Source organism: Streptomyces endocoffeicus (assembly GCF_016741935.1).
In the GTDB taxonomy this organism is placed as follows: Bacteria; Actinomycetota; Actinomycetes; order Streptomycetales; family Streptomycetaceae; genus Streptomyces; species Streptomyces endocoffeicus.
In genome coordinates this window covers 1-17,366 of record NZ_JAERRG010000042.1, presented here as the reverse complement: position 1 = coordinate 17,366, position 17,366 = coordinate 1, and the positions used below count along the sequence as shown (strand labels likewise).

Below are 17,366 nucleotides of genomic sequence, written 5' to 3'. Positions count from 1 at the left end.
GGTGCGGATGGTGCGAGTGCTGTCTGTCGTGCTCGATGCGCGCGGCAACGCACAAGCCGCCTCGGTCAAGCCTTCGTTCGCATGGTCGAACGTCAACCGGCCTGTCGGATGCCATGGAATGATAGACGCCTCACGCGAAGCGTCAACGCCTCTGGTGCCATGACGTTTACGTCGAGGCGCGCGGTATCAGTGGATCAACGCGCGCTTCCTGGCGCGGAGTTCGGTCACGTAGCCCGCGCCGATGGCGAGCAGGGCGGCGGACAGCGCGAGGAGCAGGGCCGCCCAGCTCATCCATGCGTAACGGGGATCGCTGGAGTAGGCCGTGCCGTCGTCGAGGACGCAGTCGAAACGAAGCGGCAGGTAGGAGGACCGGTGATGGGAGAGGTGCTGAACCGTGTCCGGGTCGAAGCCCTCGCGGCAGGCCGGAGCCGGCACTGAGTCGGCACCGTTGTTGAACTCATGCTCGGACGTGAGAACGGCGAAGAGTCCCAGGACATAGATGGACGCCGCGGCAGCGGCGGCCAGCCATGCGCCACGCCGCATCAGATGCACCGGCCACGGCTGGGGCCGACCCGGAAGCGCCATCGCGATGACGCCGACCAGGGCGATCAGCGCGCCGAAGGCACATAACGCGGAGATGCCGAGACCTACGATCATGAACTTTGCCCTCCACCTGCCAACCCTGAACAGCCTCGGGGACTACTCGCCCGGGGACTGGGCGTATCCGCCGCCGGCCTCATTGAACCGCACGATTTCCTCGATTGTCCGCTCCAGCTTCAGCTCATCCTGGTCGGATACGATGGCCTGCCCCACGCGGCCGTACGGGCCGAGCGGCGTGTCGGGTGACGAGGAATACTGGATCTCGTCGAAGCGGAAGTTGCGCTCGAAATCCTGTTGACTGAGGCTTCCGCTCTTCGGGCGGCGTAGCAGGAGAGTGCGCCCGGGAGACGGATGGCGCACTCGCCGAACGTCAGCCCCGCGTCTTCCGTGAATGCTTCCAGATGGAATACGCAATCCGGCGCGTCGAGGCTTGCGAGCACCTGCCCGGCGAGATTTCCTGGGCGTTCTCCATGTCGGTGACGTACTTGAAGCCCCGGCCTTCCGGAGTGTTCACCGGCACCTGGACGATATAGAAGGGCTCCAGGTCTCGGCGCCGCAGTGCTTCGTCCAGGCCATCCCTATACCCGATGACAATCATCGTCGGCATTCTTTGTGGAATCCGCCCGGCAGGACACGACTCCGGCTCATGCGTGATGTCCGGCCCCTGCCTGGTGTCCGGCGTGGTCCGGGTCGAGACCGGCGTCGGCGGACGTGATGACGGTGCGCTCGGCGTCGATGTCGAGTGAGCGGCACAGCACCAGGTAGAGCAGGGACGATATGGCGAGTCCGACCAGCATGGTGATATCGGCGCCCTTGACCCAGTGCGCGAGCGGCCCCTCCACGTCGCCGATCACGGCGAACGGCAGCATGGAGGCAAAGCCGACACCATAGGCCGTCAGCCCGCGCCAGTTCCAACGGCCGTAGATGCCATGGGGGTTGAAGATCTCGCGGATCGAGTAGCGGCCACGCCGCACCACATAGAAGTCGATCAGGTTGATCGCCGTCCACGGGGTGAAGAGGTAGCCGAGAACGATCAGGAAGTCCCCGAAGGTGGTCAGGAAGTCATCGTTCGCGCTGAAGGCGAGGCCGGTGGAGACCACGCCCAGGACCACCAGTGTGGCGACACGGGTCCCCAGGGTCAGCGGGATCCGCTTCACCGAGTCGATGCTGGAGAGCAGCGTGAGGCTGCCACCGTAGAAGTTGAGGGTGCCGATGGTGAACAGCGGAATCACCGACAACAGCAGCAGCACCACACCGAAACCGTCGAACAGCTGGTCACCGGCCCTGACCACGGCGTCCACCAGACCCAGCTTCGGGAACAGGCCCGCGGCCACCGCCCCCACCAGCATCATCCACGCGCCGCCGAAGCCCGCGCCCAGATACGTCCACCAGAACGAGGAGCGCACCCCCACCGTCGGCGGAAGGTAGCGGGAGTAGTCGGACACGTAGATGGACCAGGAGAGCTGGTAGACGGCGGCATGGAACAGCTGGATCAGGAAGGGGGCGAGGGTGAAGGCGCTCAGATCGAGCTGGTCCGCGCTGAAGGGGGCGACCACCACGATGCCCACCGAGAAGACGGCCAGGCCCGCGCCCGTCAGATACGTCAGCCACCGGGACGCCTTGTGGATGAAGTCGTATCCCACGATGGCGAGCACGATGCCGATCACCGCGTAGGCGATATAGCTGACCGACGGGGGAGTGTCCGCCAGATGGTCCATCGTCGAGCCGACCAGAACCTGGTTGAAGGCCGTGTAGCCGATGTACGTCACCAGCGCCACCACCCACACCAGCAGTGCGCCGACGAAGCCGAACTGCGGCCGGGACTGGACCATTTGAGGCAGCCCCAGCTGCGGGCCCTGCGTGGAGTGGAAGGCCATGAAGAAGGTGCCCAGGGCGTTGCCGAGCACGATGGCGATGGCCGTCCAGATCAGATTGCCGCCGAGCGCCACCCCGATCGCGCCGGTGGCGATGGTGGCGAGATGCGCGTCCCCGGCGAACCAGACGGGGAACAGGTGCCAGACCTTGCCGTGGCGTTCGGCGAGGGGCACATAGTCGATCGACCGGCTCTCGATGACCGGCCGGTGGTGCCGAGTGGCGCCCGGCGTGTCCGGTGAACCGGTCGCCTTGGTGGTGCTGACTGCCATGCGGTATCTCCTGGGCGCGAGCGTGGACGGGCGGGTGGTGCGCGGATCCCCCCTGACGGTCGTGGTCGCGGTGGACCGGTTCAGCCGGTCCGGTTGAGCGCGGCGTACGCGAGCTGCTCCAGCAGCAGCGCCGCCTCGCGCGGAGCGTCGGTGGCGGCCGTGATCACCTGCTTGGCGACCGAGACGGCGAGCTGCGGCTGTCCGGCCAGCTCCGTGGCGATCTCCACCGCCTTCTCCCGGACGGTGCCGCCGCCGGCGACCTCCCCGATCAGCCCCCAGGCGTACGCCTCCCCCGCGCCGAAGCGGCGGCCGCGCAGCACCAGATCGCGGGTGCGGGCCGGTCCGACCTCGCGCACCAGCCGGGTCACCCCGCCGGAGCTGGGCAGAATGCCGATGCCCACCTCGGGCAGCCCGAAGACCGTGTCCGGATCGGCCACCCGGATGTCCGCGGCCAGCGCCAGTTCCAGGCCGCCGCCGAGGCAGTAGCCGGACAGGGCCGCCACGGTGGGCTGAGGGAGCGCGGCGAACGCCTCGTACACCGCGCCGGACGAGCGGTAATAGTCGGCGATCGCCTCGGGGGTCATCTCGCGCAGCTCGCCGGTGTCCGCCCCGGCCGAGAAGGCGCGCGGCACTCCGGTGACGACCACGGCGCGGCTGGTGCGCACCTGCGGGCCGCGCAGGGCGTCGAGCAGGGCGGATTCCATATGGGTGGAGAGCGCGTTGAGCTTCCGCTCCCGCCGCAGCGTGAGGACGGCGATGTCCTGGTGCTCGCCGGTGCGCTCGATCTCCACGGTGCCGGCCTCAGGGGAGGCGGCGGGCGTTGTGTCGGTGTCGGTCATGGCGCGTGCTTCTCCTGCCTCGGTGCTTGGGGGACGTTGCGGGTCGTTGCCGGGCCGGGTGTTCGGGTGGCGCGGCAGTGAGGTACCCGGCGGCAGGGGCCGTTCGGTGCGGCCGTACGGCGGTGGCCGTGGGCTGTGGCCGTACGGCAGTGGGTGTGGCCGTACGGTCCCTGCCGCCGGAGGCGCCGGTCAGCTTCCGGCGGTGAAGGACAGCAGGTCGTCCAGGCCGCGCTTGCCGACCTCGTTGGCGATGACCAGCCGCTGGATCTCGGAGGTGCCCTCCCAGATCCGGTCGACCCGCAGCTCGCGCCACAGCCGCTCGACCGGGACGTCCCGCATGTAGCCCCGGCCGCCGAAGATCTGCACACAGCGGTCGACGATCCGGTTGGACGCCTCGGAGGCGGCGAGCTTGGCGGTGGCGGCCTTGGCGTGCAGGGTCTTGCGGTCGCCACCCTGGTCGAACTCCCAGGCCACCTGGTGGGTGAAGGCGCGGTTGGTGGCGATCTCGGTCACCGAGTCGGCGATCATGCCCTGGATCAGCTGGCGGTTCATCAGCACATCCCCGCCCTGCTCACGCTCCTTCGCCCAGTCGACGGCCAGCCGCAGCGCGCGCTCGGCGGCGCCGATGGTGCGCGCGGCGATCATCAGCCGCTCCTCGGTGAACCAGTCGCGGGTCAGGTCGTACCCCTCGCCGATCCGGCCGAGGACCGCGTCCTGGCCGATCCGGACGTCCTGGAAGAGGAACTCGGGGTGTTCGTAGACGAAGGTGTGGGTGTAGCGCGGGGTGCGCTTGACGGAGACGCCGGGGGTGTCCTTGTCGACGAGGAACATCGTCGGCTCGTTGTCGGGCTGGACGTAGGCGAGGACGATGAGGAAGTCCGCCGCGTCGCCGACGGTCACGAACCACTTCTCGCCGTTCAGGACATAGCCGTCGCCGTCCCGGGTGGCCGTGGTGCGGATCCGGGAGGGGTCGGAGCCGGCGTGCTCCTCGGTGATGGCCACGGCATCGCGGCGGCGCCCCTCGATGTCCGGGACGAGGTAGCGCTCGCGCTGCTCGGGAGTGCACGCGCTGAGGCAGTTGGCCGGACGCCACACCGCGTCCCACAGGGCGTTGGTGAGCTTGCCCAACTCGTCCTGGACGACGACCTGTTCGAGGATGGTCAGGCCAGCGCCACCCCACTCGGCGGGCATGTTGATGGCCTGCAGGCCATGGGCCAGCACCTCCTCGCGGATGGCGGCGTGGGCTTCGGGCGGCAGACCGTTGTTGGCCTCGCACTCGTCCTCGAACTGCATGATCTTGCCGGTCAGGTCGGCGGCACGCTGCTTGAGTTCGAGCAGACGGGGGCTGAGGGCGAATTCCACGGTGTTCCTCCTGTTGATGTGGCGCGTATCAGCGCTGTCAGTGCTCTTGTGCGATGGGGTCAGCCCAGGACGATGCGGGCATCCAGGCCCTGGCATCCGCGCGGAGTGGCGAGCAGCGGATTGACCTCCAGCTCGGCGATCTCCGGGTGGGCCGCCGCCACGTCGGTGATGGCGGCGACGGTGTGGGCGAGTGCGTCGAGGCCGACGGCGGGTCGGCCGCGTACGCCGTGCAGCAGGGCGGCGGAGCGCAGCCGGTCCAGCAGTTCACGGGCCTGCCCGGGGGTGAGCGGGGCGAGGGCGAAGGCCACGTCGCGCAGTACCTCGGTGGTGACCCCGCCGAGGCCGAGCATGGTGACCGGCCCGAAGCGGGGGTCGCGCCGGACGCCGACGATCAGCTCGACACCGTCACGCGGATCCGCCATGGCCTCGACGCAGTACCCCGGCGGGGACAGCCGCTCGGCCATGTCGGCGACGGCGGTACGGACCGCCGCATCGCCCGCCAAACCGAGCGCGACACCCCCGGAGTCGGACTTGTGCAGCAGGCCGAGCGCCTTGACCACGGCCCTGCCACCGATCTCACGGGCCGCCGCCACGGCCTCGTCCACGGTCGTGGCCAGACGCGCCGCCGGAAAGTCCACCCCCGCGCCGCGGATCAGCTCGCGTGCGCTCCAGTAGCCGTCATCCGTGACCGGTGGCACCGGGTCGGGCAGGGGCCGCAGCGCGGGGTCGGCGGCGGTGCGCCGGGCCAGCATCCCGAGGCTGCGGGCCGCCTCCTCGATGGCGCGGAAGACGGGGACGCCGCGCCGCTGCAGCTCCTCGGCGGCATCGCTGTAGGGGTACATGGTGTGCACGGCCACCGGCTTGCAGCGGTCGCGCACCAACTCGCCGATCTCGGCCGCGGTCTCGACCTCGGCGGTGGCGAGGGCGGCGCTGTACTCGCCGTAGCCGCCGAAGTATCCGGTGATCAGAACCGAGTCGGTGTCCGGCGCGTCGAGCAGATCGCCCAGCACACGGGCGAAGGAGGTGACGTCCTTCTCGCCCATGCCCGCCAGGTCCACCGGGTTGCCCACCCCCGCCGACGGCGTCAGATGGTCCCGCAGCCGCTGTGACAGCTCGGGGTCGAACTCCGGCACGGACAGCCCGTACCGCTCGGCCAGGTCACAGGCGACCGAGGCATGGCCGCCACCGTCCGCGAGCACCGCCACCCTGCGGGCGGGGGCCGCGCCGAACAGATGCAGCGCCTCCAGCAGGGCGGCCATCTGACGGGGGCTGGCCACCCGGTCGATCCCGGCGGCCCGGCAGGCCGCGTCGATCACCGAGCTGTCGCTGACCAGCGCCCCGGTGTGCGACTTGGCGCCGCGTACGGACGCCTCGCTGGCGCCGACCGTGAGCAGCACCACGGGCTTGCCCATGGTGGTGGCCTCGGCGGCCGCGGCCACGAAGTCCCGGCCGTCGCCGAAGTCCTCGCTGTACACCGCGATCAGCTTGGTCTCCGGGTGCACGGTGTAGGCACGGATGAGGTCGGCCACGGTGAGATCGGCCTGGTTGCCGAGCGAGGCGAAGCGGGAGAAGCCGAGCCCCCGCTCGGAGAGGATCCGGCTGAGTTCCAGGGCCATGTTGCCGCTCTGCGAGATCAGGCCCACCGAGCCGGGCGGCAGCGGATTGGAGGACAGATACAGCTCGCTGCCGCTGTCCAGGACGCCCAAACAGTTCGGGCCCAGCAGCACGGCCCCCGCCTCGCGCACCCGCCGGGCCAGCGCCGACTGCCGCGCCTCGCCCTCCGTGCCGAGCTCCGCGAAGCCCGCGGTGATGCCGACGATGGCGCGCGCCCCGGCGGCGAGCGCGTCCTCGACGGCCGATTCGAACCCGGCCGCCGGGACGGCGATCACCGCGAGGTCGGCGCACTGGGGGAGTTCGGCCATGGAGCGGTAGGCCCGTTCGCCGAGCACCGGTTCACCACGGCGGTTGACCAGGTACACCGGACGGCGCCCCCGCATGCGCAGCGCCTGCACACTGATCCAGTTGCCCCACTTGGCCTGGTCGTTGCTGGCTCCGACGATGGCGACCGCGTTCGGTGCGAAGAGCGGTCCCAGGTCGCGTTCGGGAACGCGCCGCTCAGTGGCGGAGAGGCTCATGGGTTGTCCTTAGGGGACGAGTCCGGCGTGGTGAGGTGGTGGGGTACGTCGGGTACGGGGTGACCGGCGCCCCAGGCGTCGGCTCCGCCGTCGACGACGACGGTCGTGCCGGTGATGTACGAGCCCTGGGGGGAGGCGAGGAAGGAGATGAGGCCGGAGACGTCCTCGGGCCGGCCGAGCCTGCCGAGCGGCACCGACCGCTCCCAGCGCTCCCGGTCCTCCGGGGTGTAGTGGTCGTCCAGGCCACCGGTGGCGATGGTGCCGGGGGCCACGCACACGGTACGGATGCCGTACCGGCTCCACTCCAGGCTGAGCCCGGCCGCCAGGTTCTCCACCGCGGCCCGCGCGGCGGCGGCATGGGCGAAGCCGGGGATGCCGCGGCGCGGGGAGAAGGCGATGAAGAACACCGCGCCCGAAGCTTGCGGAATCATCGCCCGGCGGGCGACCTCGCGGGTCATCGCCCAGGTGGCGTCGACGGCGAGCCGGTGCACGGCCCGCCAGCCGCCCGGGCTGATCTCCTCGGCGGGCGCGGAAAACTGTCCGCCCGCGTTGTTGACCAGGACGTCGACGCGTCCGAACGCCTCGAGTGCGCGGTCGACGACCGTGGTGACGTGGGACTCCTCGCGGATGTCCGCGGACACCGTGACGCAGGAGCCGCCGAGGGCCTCGATCTCCTCGGCGGCCTCCGCCAGGGGCTCCGGGCGGCGCCCGCAGATCACGACGCGCGCGCCGCCGGCGGCCAGGTCCAGGGCGGTGGCGCGGCCGATGCCGGTGCCTCCGCCGGTCACCAGTGCGACCTTGCCGGTGTGGACATCCGGCCGTAGTCCGCTGACCGGCGGCACGGGTTGGTCAGTGCGCACAGAGCCTCCTCGAGCTGTGTGCCGAAGGGATGGGTGCCAAAGGGATGGGGTGCCAAAGGGATGGGTGCCAAAGGTTTGACTGATGCGTCAGTTAGCCCTCTCATCAAGACTGACGTCAAGGGGTGGCGACCAGAAAATTCCCGTGCCAGAAGGGGCTTATCGCGGACCCGGGACTTGCCGAGAAACTGACGCATCAGTCAGAATGGCCGGACGCTGAGCGTCGGCACAGACGGGGGAACCAGGACCGAGGACGACGGGGAGACGATGTGACCACAGGGACGAAGGCGGAGCCCAGGAGCGACGAGGACCGCAGGGCGAGGATCCTCGACGCCACGTGGCAGCTGATCGCCGAGCGCGGCTTCCACGCCGTGCGCATCGCCGACATCGCCAAGGTCTGTGGCACCAGCACCGGCACGGTGCACTACTACTTCCCGGGCAAGAACGACGTCCTGGCGGAGGCCCTCAAGTACTGCGTCGACCGGGCGTTCGCCCGCCAGTCCACCCAACTGCGAGCCGTCCACAACGCACACGAGCGGCTGCTGAAGCTGATCGACATGCAGCTGCCACGGGTCGGCCAGGTCAGGGACGAGTGGGCCATCTGGCTCCAGTACTGGGCCGAGGCCACCATCCGCCCCGAGTTCCGCCCGGCCCACAACGAGTACTACGCACGCTGGCAGGAAACCGTCCGCCGGATCGTCCAGCGCGGCCAGCGGCAGGGCGTCTTCCGCGCGGACGCCGATCCGCAGGTCGTCGCGCTGCGGCTGACCGCCCTCACCGACGGCGCGGCCATCCAGGTGCTGACCGGAGTCCCCGGCATGACCATCGGGACGATGCGCGAACTCCTGGTGGATTTCGTCCACCAGGAGCTGGTGGCAGGCGCGCGCTGAGCCGGATCCGGCATGACGCCGCACGGCATCGGCGGGGGCGGGACCGGCCGGGGCGGGATCACTGGATCAGTGTTCGCAGGACGGGAGCGCTGGCGCCCGCGCTGGTCAGTCCGGCAATCACGGCGGCGGGCACAGGCGCGCCGGTAAGGGCGGTGAGGCCACCGATGACGAGGCCGATGACGAGCGCGGTGAGCAGGACGACGGTGGTGTGAACGGACAGGAACGGCTCCGCTGGGGTGGCGGAATCGTTCGGCGATGAATGGACCGGCTGTGGCGGCTGAGTGGTGGTCATGCCTCAACTCTGAAGGCGCTCGCCGCCTTCACCCGCAGGGATCGAACAACCCCGCAGAACCCTGATCAGCGGGCCGATACCACTGAACGGCAGTCGCGTTCGGCCGAACGGTCGTCCGTGTCGCGGACCGTTCTGCGGTGTTCCGGCAAGTTCGGTACTGTTCCATGGCTATGGCTCTACCCTGGCTCCCCACGGCACGGTGTGGGGGAACGTGGGGAACGGTGGACATGACGCAGCAGCACCAGGCGGCGATCAGCACTGGCACGTATGAAGACCTGCTGCGCCAACAGGCGGCGGAACTCACGCAGTTGCGGCTGCGGCGGGGCAATCCGTCACTGCGCTCGATCGAGGCACGCGCGGGGCGCCTGTTCGGGCTGGAGGCGTCCTTACCGATCTCCACGCAAAGCGCGGCGTTCAGCGGCCGGTACGTCAGCCGGGACAAGCTGATGTGGTTGGTGCGCACCCTGATGTCGTGGGACGAGTGGGGAGCGGAGTGCGAGCCGCCCGGAAACCGGTCCCATGAGCTGGACGCGTGGCGTACCCGCTGGACCGCCATCGCCGCCGCGAAGCCGACACGCCGTAGAACGCCGGCCGCGGTCGCACCGGCGGAGACTGAACCGCCTGCGGCTGTACCACCCGCACCTGCCGCACCCGCACCTGCCGCACCCGCACCCGCACCTACCGCAGCCGCACCTGCCCCGCCCGCAGCCGCACCGGTCGAGGCGACTCCACCCCAGCCACCGCTGAAGGTCGCATCGTTCCTCCCGGCATCTGTTGCCCTCACCGGTCACAGCAGCACCATCCGGTCCGTGGCGTTCTCTCCGGACGGGGCGCTTCTCGCCACCGGAGGTGGCGATCGGACGGTGCGGTTGTGGGACCCGCGTACCCGCGCCGCGGTGGGCGAGCCCCTCACGGGCCACACCGGCGCGGTCTACGCGGTGGCGTTCTCCCCGGACGGCGCGCTTCTTGCCACGGGAGCCGATGACCGGACGGTCCGGCTCTGGGATCGGCACACCCGCACGCCGATCGGCGACCCCCTCCCCAGCCACACCAGCACCGTCAGATCGGTGACGTTCTCTCCCGACGGATCCCTCCTCGCCACCGCGAGCGGTGACCGCACGGTGCGGTTGTGGAACCCGCGCACCCGTGCCGCGGTGGGCGAGCCCCTCACGGGCCACACCGGCGCGGTCCACGCGGTGGCGTTCTCCCCCGACGGGGCGCTTCTCGCCACCGGAGGTGGCGATCGGACGGTGCGGTTGTGGGACCCGCGTACCCGCACGCCGGTCGGCGAGCCCCTCACCGGCCACACTGGCTGGGTCCGGTCGGTGGCGTTCTCTCCCGATGGGACCCTCCTCGCCACCGCGAGCGGCGATCGCACAGTGCGGTTGTGGAACCCGCATGCCCGCACCCCGATCGGCGAACCCCTCACCGAACACGTCAGCTGGCTCTACGCGGTGGCGTTCTCCCCGGACGGCGCGCTTCTTGCCACCGGAGGCGATGACCACACGGTGCGGTTGTGGAACCCGCGTACGCGCACTCCGATCGGCGGCCCCCTCACCGGCCACGCCGACTGGGTCCGGTCGGTGGCGTTCTCTCCCGACGGCACTCTCCTCGCCACCGCGAGCGGCGACGGTACGGCACGGTTGTACGAGCGCGAGGCGCTGAAAGACATGAAGACCCGCCGACTCGAGTTCCACCACCGTGTCGGCGCGGCCATGCTGAAGGTGTGCCGGGGAACGACAGGCGGAGGCGGAGCGCCCAGCGAGGAGCCGCTGGTGGAGGTCTACCGCGATGTGCTGGAAGCGGCCGAAACGACCTTCGCACGGGCGACCGCGACGGGGGATGTGGAGCAGATGATCGCGGGCTGGGACGAGTACACCCAGATCGCCACCCATCTGGGGCAGAGCTCCGCGCTGCTCGGGGCCGTGCTGCTCGGATCGCTGGTCGATCACACGGGGCTGTCCCCGCAGGAGATCATCGGCCAGGCCATCGCCAAGGCGCAGGCCCACCCGCCGGGACACGAACGGCGCTTGAGCCCGTCGAGCCCACCGATCCCAGCTCCCGGTGAAGGGTGACCCGACGATGCCCCTTGAGTGACCGGGAGAGGCTGGTGTCCACGGAGTGGTACATCCGCCGCGACCTCGGCCCCGCGGCGGCAGTCCGGACCCACCTCAGGTAAGTGGCCCTCACCGACGGGGGATGCGGTGAGGGCCACCCACAGTGTGGCACGGCATAGGGGCGGAAGCGTACGTTCCGAGCGAGACAGGCGCATATATCTACAACCGGAACTCGGCGGCCCGCACGACGGTGGCGGTCCCGGCCACCGTCACATGATCACCTGGATGCTCAACCGAGGTAGCTGTGGCGCGCCGTTCACCGGATGCTGACGTGGGAATCGGCACCTCATGTGACACCGGGTCACGGGCTGTCCGACACTCTCGGAGGAGAGGACCATGCACCACGTCAAACGTTCCGTCCTGAGCGCGGCCACCGGCCTGGCAGCCGCTCTGTGCTGCGCCCCTCTGGCGGTGGCCGCCACACCGGCCGCCGGCCCCGCCTTCCCTCTGCCCCCTCATCAGAGGAGCGAGGTCTTCCAGCTGACGGCGCGGCCGACGCAGACCAACTCCGTCGATGTGGACCCTCCGGGGAACAGCCAGGGGGACGAGCTCATCGTCACCGGGGACCTCTTCCGTTCCAATGCCACGGTGGGCCGATTCGACGAGGTCTGCACCGTGACCCGTACCGCCCCCATGGACACGAGCGATCTGCAGTGTCAGATCACTCTGTCGCTGCCCGAGGGCCAGATCACCGTGCAGGGGGTGTTCACCATCACCAGTGCCGGCCCCGGTGACATCACCCTGGCCATCACCGGGGGCACGGGGCGCTACCGCACGGCCCATGGCTACATCCACGCCGTCAACACGAGTAACACCGAGACACAGCTCACCGTCCATCTCATCCGCTGAGGATCCGGGGGCCTGGGGTTCCGGGGATTCGGGGTTCCGGGGATTCGGGGTTCCGGGGATTCGGGGTTTCGGGGTTTCGGGGATCGCGTCCCTTCACCCGCGCCGCTCGGCCGGGCCGACCATGGCGGCCGGGTCGGCGATGCGGTCGAAGTCCTTCGCGGTGACGTCGCCGGAGGCCAGCGCTGCCTCTCGCAGAGTGGTGCCCTCGTCGTCGGCTTTGTGCGCGATGGCCGAGGCCCTGTCGTAGCCGATGACCGGCGAGAGCGCGGTGACCAGCATCAGGGACCGGTTGACATCATCGTCGATCTGGTCGCGGTTGAGCCGGGCGCCCTCGATGCAGTACTGGCGCAGCTTGGCGCAGGCGTCGGCGAGGATGGTGGCCGCGTGCAGGAAGTTGTTGATGATGACGGGGCGCATGGCGTTGAGTTCGAAGTTGCCCTGTGAGCCGGCGAAGGCGATGGCCGAGTCCTCGGACAGCACCTGGATGCAGACCATGACCATCGCCTCGCACTGGGTCGGGTTGACCTTGCCCGGCATGATCGAGGATCCCGGCTCGTTGGCCGGGAGGTGCAGTTCACCGAGGCCGCAGCGGGGCCCCGAGGCCAGCCACCGGATGTCGTTGGCGATTTTCATCAGCGGCACGGCGAGGGCCCGCAGCCCGGCCGAGGCGTCGACCATGGCGTCCAGGCCGCCCTGCGCGGCGAACTTGTTGGCGGCGGTGGTGAACGGGTAGCCGGTGGCCGAGGCGATCTCGGCGGCGATCCGCTCGCCGAAGTCCGGTGGCGCGTTCAGCCCCGTGCCGACCGCCGTGCCGCCCGCGGCGAGTTCATGCAGTCCTTCCGCGGACCGGGTGACCCGGTCCGCGGCCTGGTCCAGTTGACGGGCGTAGCCGGACCACTGCTGTCCGACCGTGAGCGGCACCGCGTCCTCCAGATGGGTGCGGCCGATCTTCACCACGTCGCGCCACTGGTCCGCCTTGGCCGCGATCGCCCGCTGGAGCTCCCGCACGCTGGGCAGCAGGCGTTCGTGGACCGCCTTGACCGCGGCCACGTGCATGGCGGTGGGGAAGGTGTCGTTCGAGGACTGCCCCATGTTGACGTGGTCGTTGGGGTGGATGGGCGACTTGCTGCCCAACTCGCCGCCGACCAGCTGGATCGCGCGGTTGCTGATCACCTCGTTGGTGTTCATGTTGGACTGCGTCCCGGACCCGGTCTGCCACACGTACAACGGGAAGTGGTCATCGAGCCTGCCCGCGATGACCTCGTCGGCCACCCGCTGGATCAGGTCGGCCTTCCAGTCCGGCAGCCGCCCGGCCCGCCCGTTGACGATCGCGGCGGCCTTCTTGACGTGGCCGTAGGCGTGGTAGACGGCCTTGGGCATCCGGTCGTCCCCGATGGAGAAGTGGATCAGGGACCGCTGTGTCTGCGCGCCCCAGTACCGGTCCGCCGGGACGTCGATGGCGCCCATCGAGTCGGTCTCCCGGCGGCTGCCGGCCGCGTGCAGACCGATGGGCAGGTCGAGGATCTCCGGGGCGTCGCCGCCCCCGGCCGGGGCGGATCGCTTCGGCTGCCGCGCGGTCATGACGCCGCTCCGTCGCCGTAGGCGGGTTCCCACATGGCCTGGCGGACGGCCTGGGCGGGATCGGCCGGTTTGCTGGTGGCGACGCCCTCGCGGACCGCCGCCTCGAGCACCGCCGCCGCGGTGGCCGCCGAGGACTCCCGCAGGTTCTCCACCGGTGGCAGCAGGGAAGCGCCGGGTTGTGTGAGGTCGACCTGGTCGGCCACCGCTTCAGCGGCCGCGAGCAGCATGTCCGCGGTCACCGTGGACGCTCCGGAGACGATCGTGCCGAGGCCCAGTCCGGGGTACAGCAGCGCGTTGTTGGCCTGCGCGATCCGGTAGGTCACCCCCTCGTGTTCCACGGGTGGGACGGGGATGCCGGTCGCTATCAGGGCCTTGCCCTTCGACCAGGCGATGATGTCGTCGGGCATGGCCTCGATGCGCGAGGTCGGGTTGGAGAGCGGGAAGACGATCGGGCGTTCGGTAGCCGCCGCCATGGCCTCGACGACCTCGCGGGTGAACGCCCCGTGCACGGTGGAGGTGCCCAGCAGGATTGTCGGCCCGACCCGGCGCACGGTCTCCGGCAGTGAGATCGCGCCGCCCTCGGCCGCCCAGTCGGCGACCTCCGACCGGTCGCGCGCGTAAGGCCGCTGGAAGTCCCGCAGATCGGTCATGTCGCGGGTGAGCAGGCCCTGCTTGTCGATCAGCCAGACCTGTGCGGTGGCCTGCTCGGGGCTCGCGCCGTCGCGGATCATGGCATCACGGAGCTGGTCGGCGATGCCCACCCCGGCGGTGCCGGCACCGAAGACCACGAGCTTCTGGTCGCGCATCCGTACCCCGCCGACCTTGACCGCCGACAGGGCCGCGGCCAGGGTGATCGCACCGGTGCCCTGCATGTCGTCGTTGAAGATCCGGTAGCTGCGGCCGTACGTCTCCAGGATCCGCCGGGCGTTGCTCGGGCCGAAGTCCTCGAAGTGCAGCAGCGCGCCCGGGAACATCGACGAGGCCGTCCGCAGATATTTCTCGATGAACGCGTCGTAGTCGGCGCCGCGAGCCCTGGCGTGCCGGTTGCCCAGGTACAGCGGGTCCTTCAGCAGCGACTCACGGTCCGTGCCCACGTCCAGTGACACGCCGATGACACGGCGCGGATCGATACCGGCCGCCGCGGTGTAGACGGCCAGCTTCCCGACCGAGATCTGGATTCCGCCCACGCCCCAGTCGCCGATGCCCAGGATCTCCTCGGCGTCGGTGCACACGATCAGGTCCACGTCCTCGGGCCCGAGCTGGAGCGTGGCCAATGCCTTCTCCATGCCATCGGGGTCGTCGATGGAGAGGAAGACGCCTCGGGGGCGGCGGTACTCATGGGAGTACTTCTCGATCGCCTCGCCGACCGTGGGGTCGTACACGATCGGCAAAAGGTCCACGAGGTTGTCGGTGAGCACCTTGAAGTACAGGGTCTCGTTGCGGTCGTGCAACTGCTCCAGGTACACGTTCTTGGCCAGGTCGCTGCCCTGAGCCTGCAACTGCTGGTACGAGCGCTGCGCCTGCTGTTCCAGCGTCAGCACCCCGGACGGCAGCCGCCCGGTCAGGCCCAGCTCGTCCCGCTCCGGCCGCGTGAACGCCACGCCGTGGTTCAGGGTCGGATCCGCCAGGGCGCCTGGAGTGGCAGGAGTCCGCGCGGTGCTCTTGGCCATGATGTCTCTCCCCAATGTGCGTCTGCATGCCCAATGTGCGTCTGCATGCGTGTGCATGCGTGCGTGTGTGCGTGCGCCGCCCGGCGGACCCGGACCGGGAGAGTCCCGCGACGCCACTTCTACCGTGCGCATAGCGATCCCACCCCCGCTCGTCGATCTTGAGCGAGGTGGAATGGTGCCCCGGGAGTCCGGTGCATGGAATGCCGTATGGGGGTTATCCGTCCCTTTGCGGACATACCCCGACGAAAGGCCTGTTATGAAGTTCGCGGTCATCGGCGGTACCGGGCTCATCGGGTCGCAGGTCGTCAAGAATCTGAAGGCCGCCGGGCACGAGGCGGTGCCGCATTCGCCATCCACGGGAGTCGACATCATTAGCGGCAAGGGGCTGGAGGAGGCCGTGGCGGGGGCCGACGTCGTCGTCAACCTGGCGAACTCCCCGACGTTCGACGAAGCCTCCCTGGCCTTCTTTCAGACGTCCATGGACAACCTGCTGGCCGCGGCCCAGAAGGCCGGCGTCGGCCACTTCGTGATTCTCTCGATCGTCGGCGTGGACCAGGTGCCGGAGCTGGACTACTACCGGGCCAAGGCGCTCCAGGAGGAGCTCCTCGCGGCCGGGCCGATCCCGTACTCGATCGTCCGGGCGACGCAGTTCATGGAGTTCATGGACGCCACCCTGTCCTGGACCGCCGACAGCGAGACCGTCCGGCTGCCCGCCACGCCGATCCAGCCGATCGCCGCCAAGGACGTGGCCGCCGCGGTGACCGATGTGGCCCAGGGCCCTCCGCTGCGGGGCATCCGCAACATCGCGGGTCCCGAGGTCTTCACCCTGGATGAGCTGGGCCGGATCACCCTGTCCGCCAAGGGTGACAACCGCACCGTCGTCACCGACCCGACCGCCGGCATGTTCGGGGCGGTCAAGGGCGACGTCCTCACCGACACGGGCGCCGACCTCGCCCCCACCCGCTACGCCGACTGGCTCTCCTGACCCGCGCACGGCGGACCTGATGCGGGTGGCGGTGGTCCGGGCGGACCTTGGCGACCGGCCTGTGCGGTGAAGGGCCCGTGGTTGACGAAGCGGTGCAGCTGGCGGGCGAAGGTCCGCGCCTCGCCGGGCGGCCACGAGGCGAGGGAGTCCTCGATGTGCGCGGCGAGGCGCTGCCGGGTCGTCTCGATCGCCGCCCGCCCGGCCTCGGTCAGGGCGAGCAGAGTGGCGCGCCGGTCGGCGGGGTCGGGCTCGCGGCGCAGCAGACCGGCTTCCTCCAGGCGGGTCGCGCGGCGGGTGACGCCGGAGCGGTCCAGCCCGATCTCGTCGCCGAGACCGGCGGCGCTGCGCGGGCCGGTGCGGGCGAGTCCGCTGAGCACGGGGTAGGTGACCTCGTCCACGGCCTCGCCCAGGCTCTCGGTCAGGCGTCGGTAGATCTGCTCACGGGTGCCGCGCTTGAGCAGCGTTCCCAGTGCGTCGGCGATCTCGTGTCCCACGTCGTTCGGCATGACCCCCAGTCTAGCGTGCGCGGCGCACGCAATATGCGGTACGGTGTAAGTGCGTGCTCGGCGCACGCAGTTTTCGACCTACGAAACCGAAGGACACCGTCATGGCCACTGCCACCCCCACCTCCCGTACCGACGTCGCCACCGCCCTCACCGACCTGCTCTTCACGCCCGGTCTCGAACTGTCCGAGGCCGTCGACCGGCACTTCGCCCCCGACTACCGTCAGCGCACCGACGGCCGCTGGGACGACCGCGGTGAGTTCATGGCCCATATCGGCCACCTGCGCACGGTCGTGGCCGACGGATCGGTCCAGGTCCTCGACGAGCTCGCGCAGGGCGACCGCTACGCGGACCGCCATGTCATCGACGTCGTCAAGACCGACGGCTCCTGTGTGCGCACGGAGGTCTACCTCTTCGCCGAGTTCGCCCCCGACGGGCGGTTCCGCCGCATCGAGGAGACCACCCTCATGCTCGAGGGTGCCGACGCCGACCGAAACCTGGGCAGCGCTCGCTGAGGCCGTGGGGCCCCGTACCGCCGCGGT

The 17,366-nt window shown here is 70.0% G+C and carries 16 protein-coding genes and 1 pseudogene; 5 read left to right on the top strand and 12 right to left on the bottom strand.

Translation table 11 applies throughout. The annotated features are described in order from the left end of the window. Nucleotides 1-186: 186 nt before the first annotated feature. The 8 genes from JK364_RS48415 to JK364_RS48385 all read right to left on the bottom strand — a co-directional run bounded on the left by JK364_RS48415 (nucleotide 187) and on the right by JK364_RS48385 (nucleotide 7,940). Nucleotides 187-657 (bottom strand): hypothetical protein, encoded by a 471-nt coding sequence (locus JK364_RS48415; RefSeq protein WP_201857840.1) that lies wholly within the window; start codon nucleotides 655-657, stop codon nucleotides 187-189. A gap of 42 nt (nucleotides 658-699) precedes the next feature. Further along, nucleotides 700-960, bottom strand: coding sequence for a hypothetical protein (locus JK364_RS56390; RefSeq protein WP_230993676.1), 261 nt, complete (start codon nucleotides 958-960; stop codon nucleotides 700-702). Nucleotides 961-970: 10 nt separating this feature from the next. Beyond that, nucleotides 971-1,198 (bottom strand): hypothetical protein, encoded by a 228-nt coding sequence (locus JK364_RS56385; RefSeq protein ID WP_230993675.1) that lies wholly within the window; start codon nucleotides 1,196-1,198, stop codon nucleotides 971-973. Nucleotides 1,199-1,244: 46 nt separating this feature from the next. Continuing rightward, entirely contained in the window at nucleotides 1,245-2,744 is a 1,500-nt protein-coding gene (locus tag JK364_RS48405; protein WP_201857839.1) for a purine-cytosine permease family protein, read from the bottom strand. Nucleotides 2,745-2,824: 80 nt separating this feature from the next. After that, nucleotides 2,825-3,583: an enoyl-CoA hydratase/isomerase family protein gene (locus JK364_RS48400; protein ID WP_201857838.1), complete on the bottom strand. Its 759-nt coding sequence runs from the start codon at nucleotides 3,581-3,583 to the stop codon at nucleotides 2,825-2,827. 189 nt (nucleotides 3,584-3,772) lie between these two features. Further along, nucleotides 3,773-4,945, bottom strand: a complete 1,173-nt coding sequence (locus JK364_RS48395; RefSeq protein ID WP_201857837.1) for an acyl-CoA dehydrogenase family protein — start codon at nucleotides 4,943-4,945, stop codon at nucleotides 3,773-3,775. Between the two features lie 59 nt (nucleotides 4,946-5,004). Further along, entirely contained in the window at nucleotides 5,005-7,080 is a 2,076-nt protein-coding gene (locus JK364_RS48390) for an acetate--CoA ligase family protein (RefSeq protein WP_201857836.1), read from the bottom strand. After that, complete coding sequence (locus JK364_RS48385; protein ID WP_201857835.1) at nucleotides 7,077-7,940, bottom strand: SDR family NAD(P)-dependent oxidoreductase; 864 nt, start codon at nucleotides 7,938-7,940, stop codon at nucleotides 7,077-7,079. Before JK364_RS48385 ends, JK364_RS48390 begins: the two co-directional genes overlap by 4 nt. A gap of 266 nt (nucleotides 7,941-8,206) precedes the next feature. Here JK364_RS48385 and JK364_RS48380 point away from each other — a divergent pair, with 266 nt between their 5' ends. Then, nucleotides 8,207-8,827, top strand: coding sequence for a TetR/AcrR family transcriptional regulator (locus JK364_RS48380; protein WP_201857834.1), 621 nt, complete (start codon nucleotides 8,207-8,209; stop codon nucleotides 8,825-8,827). A gap of 58 nt (nucleotides 8,828-8,885) precedes the next feature. Here JK364_RS48380 and JK364_RS48375 read toward each other — a convergent pair whose 3' ends face one another. Next, nucleotides 8,886-9,119, bottom strand: coding sequence for a hypothetical protein (locus JK364_RS48375; protein WP_201857833.1), 234 nt, complete (start codon nucleotides 9,117-9,119; stop codon nucleotides 8,886-8,888). 227 nt (nucleotides 9,120-9,346) lie between these two features. Here JK364_RS48375 and JK364_RS48370 point away from each other — a divergent pair, with 227 nt between their 5' ends. Then, nucleotides 9,347-11,194 carry a WD40 repeat domain-containing protein gene (locus JK364_RS48370; protein WP_201857832.1) on the top strand — a complete coding sequence of 616 codons (1,848 nt, stop codon included), beginning with the start codon at nucleotides 9,347-9,349 and terminating at the stop codon, nucleotides 11,192-11,194. A 378-nt stretch (nucleotides 11,195-11,572) separates the two neighbouring features. Beyond that, nucleotides 11,573-12,085, top strand: coding sequence for an allene oxide cyclase barrel-like domain-containing protein (locus tag JK364_RS48365; protein ID WP_201857831.1), 513 nt, complete (start codon nucleotides 11,573-11,575; stop codon nucleotides 12,083-12,085). A gap of 93 nt (nucleotides 12,086-12,178) precedes the next feature. Here the strand turns inward: JK364_RS48365 and fumC are convergent, their stop codons facing one another. Together fumC and JK364_RS48355 are read right to left on the bottom strand one after the other, a co-directional pair. Next, a complete protein-coding gene (gene fumC, locus JK364_RS48360) occupies nucleotides 12,179-13,666 on the bottom strand; it encodes a class II fumarate hydratase (RefSeq protein ID WP_201857830.1) in 1,488 nt (495 codons plus the stop codon). Next, a complete protein-coding gene (locus JK364_RS48355) occupies nucleotides 13,663-15,336 on the bottom strand; it encodes an NAD-dependent malic enzyme (RefSeq protein WP_201857829.1) in 1,674 nt (557 codons plus the stop codon). The genes fumC and JK364_RS48355 overlap by 4 nt, the downstream gene beginning before the upstream one ends. Before the next feature lie 256 nt (nucleotides 15,337-15,592). On the opposite strand from JK364_RS48355, the gene JK364_RS48350 reads away from it, so the two are divergent. Then, nucleotides 15,593-16,321 (top strand): SDR family oxidoreductase, encoded by a 729-nt coding sequence (locus JK364_RS48350; protein ID WP_201857828.1) that lies wholly within the window; start codon nucleotides 15,593-15,595, stop codon nucleotides 16,319-16,321. A gap of 65 nt (nucleotides 16,322-16,386) precedes the next feature. On the opposite strand, the pseudogene JK364_RS48345 reads toward JK364_RS48350, so the two are convergent. After that, nucleotides 16,387-16,827 (bottom strand): annotated as a pseudogene (locus JK364_RS48345) (MarR family winged helix-turn-helix transcriptional regulator); the annotation flags it as partial. A gap of 101 nt (nucleotides 16,828-16,928) precedes the next feature. Here JK364_RS48345 and JK364_RS48340 point away from each other — a divergent pair. Next, a complete protein-coding gene (locus JK364_RS48340) occupies nucleotides 16,929-17,339 on the top strand; it encodes a nuclear transport factor 2 family protein (RefSeq protein ID WP_201857827.1) in 411 nt (136 codons plus the stop codon). Nucleotides 17,340-17,366: the final 27 nt, after the last annotated feature.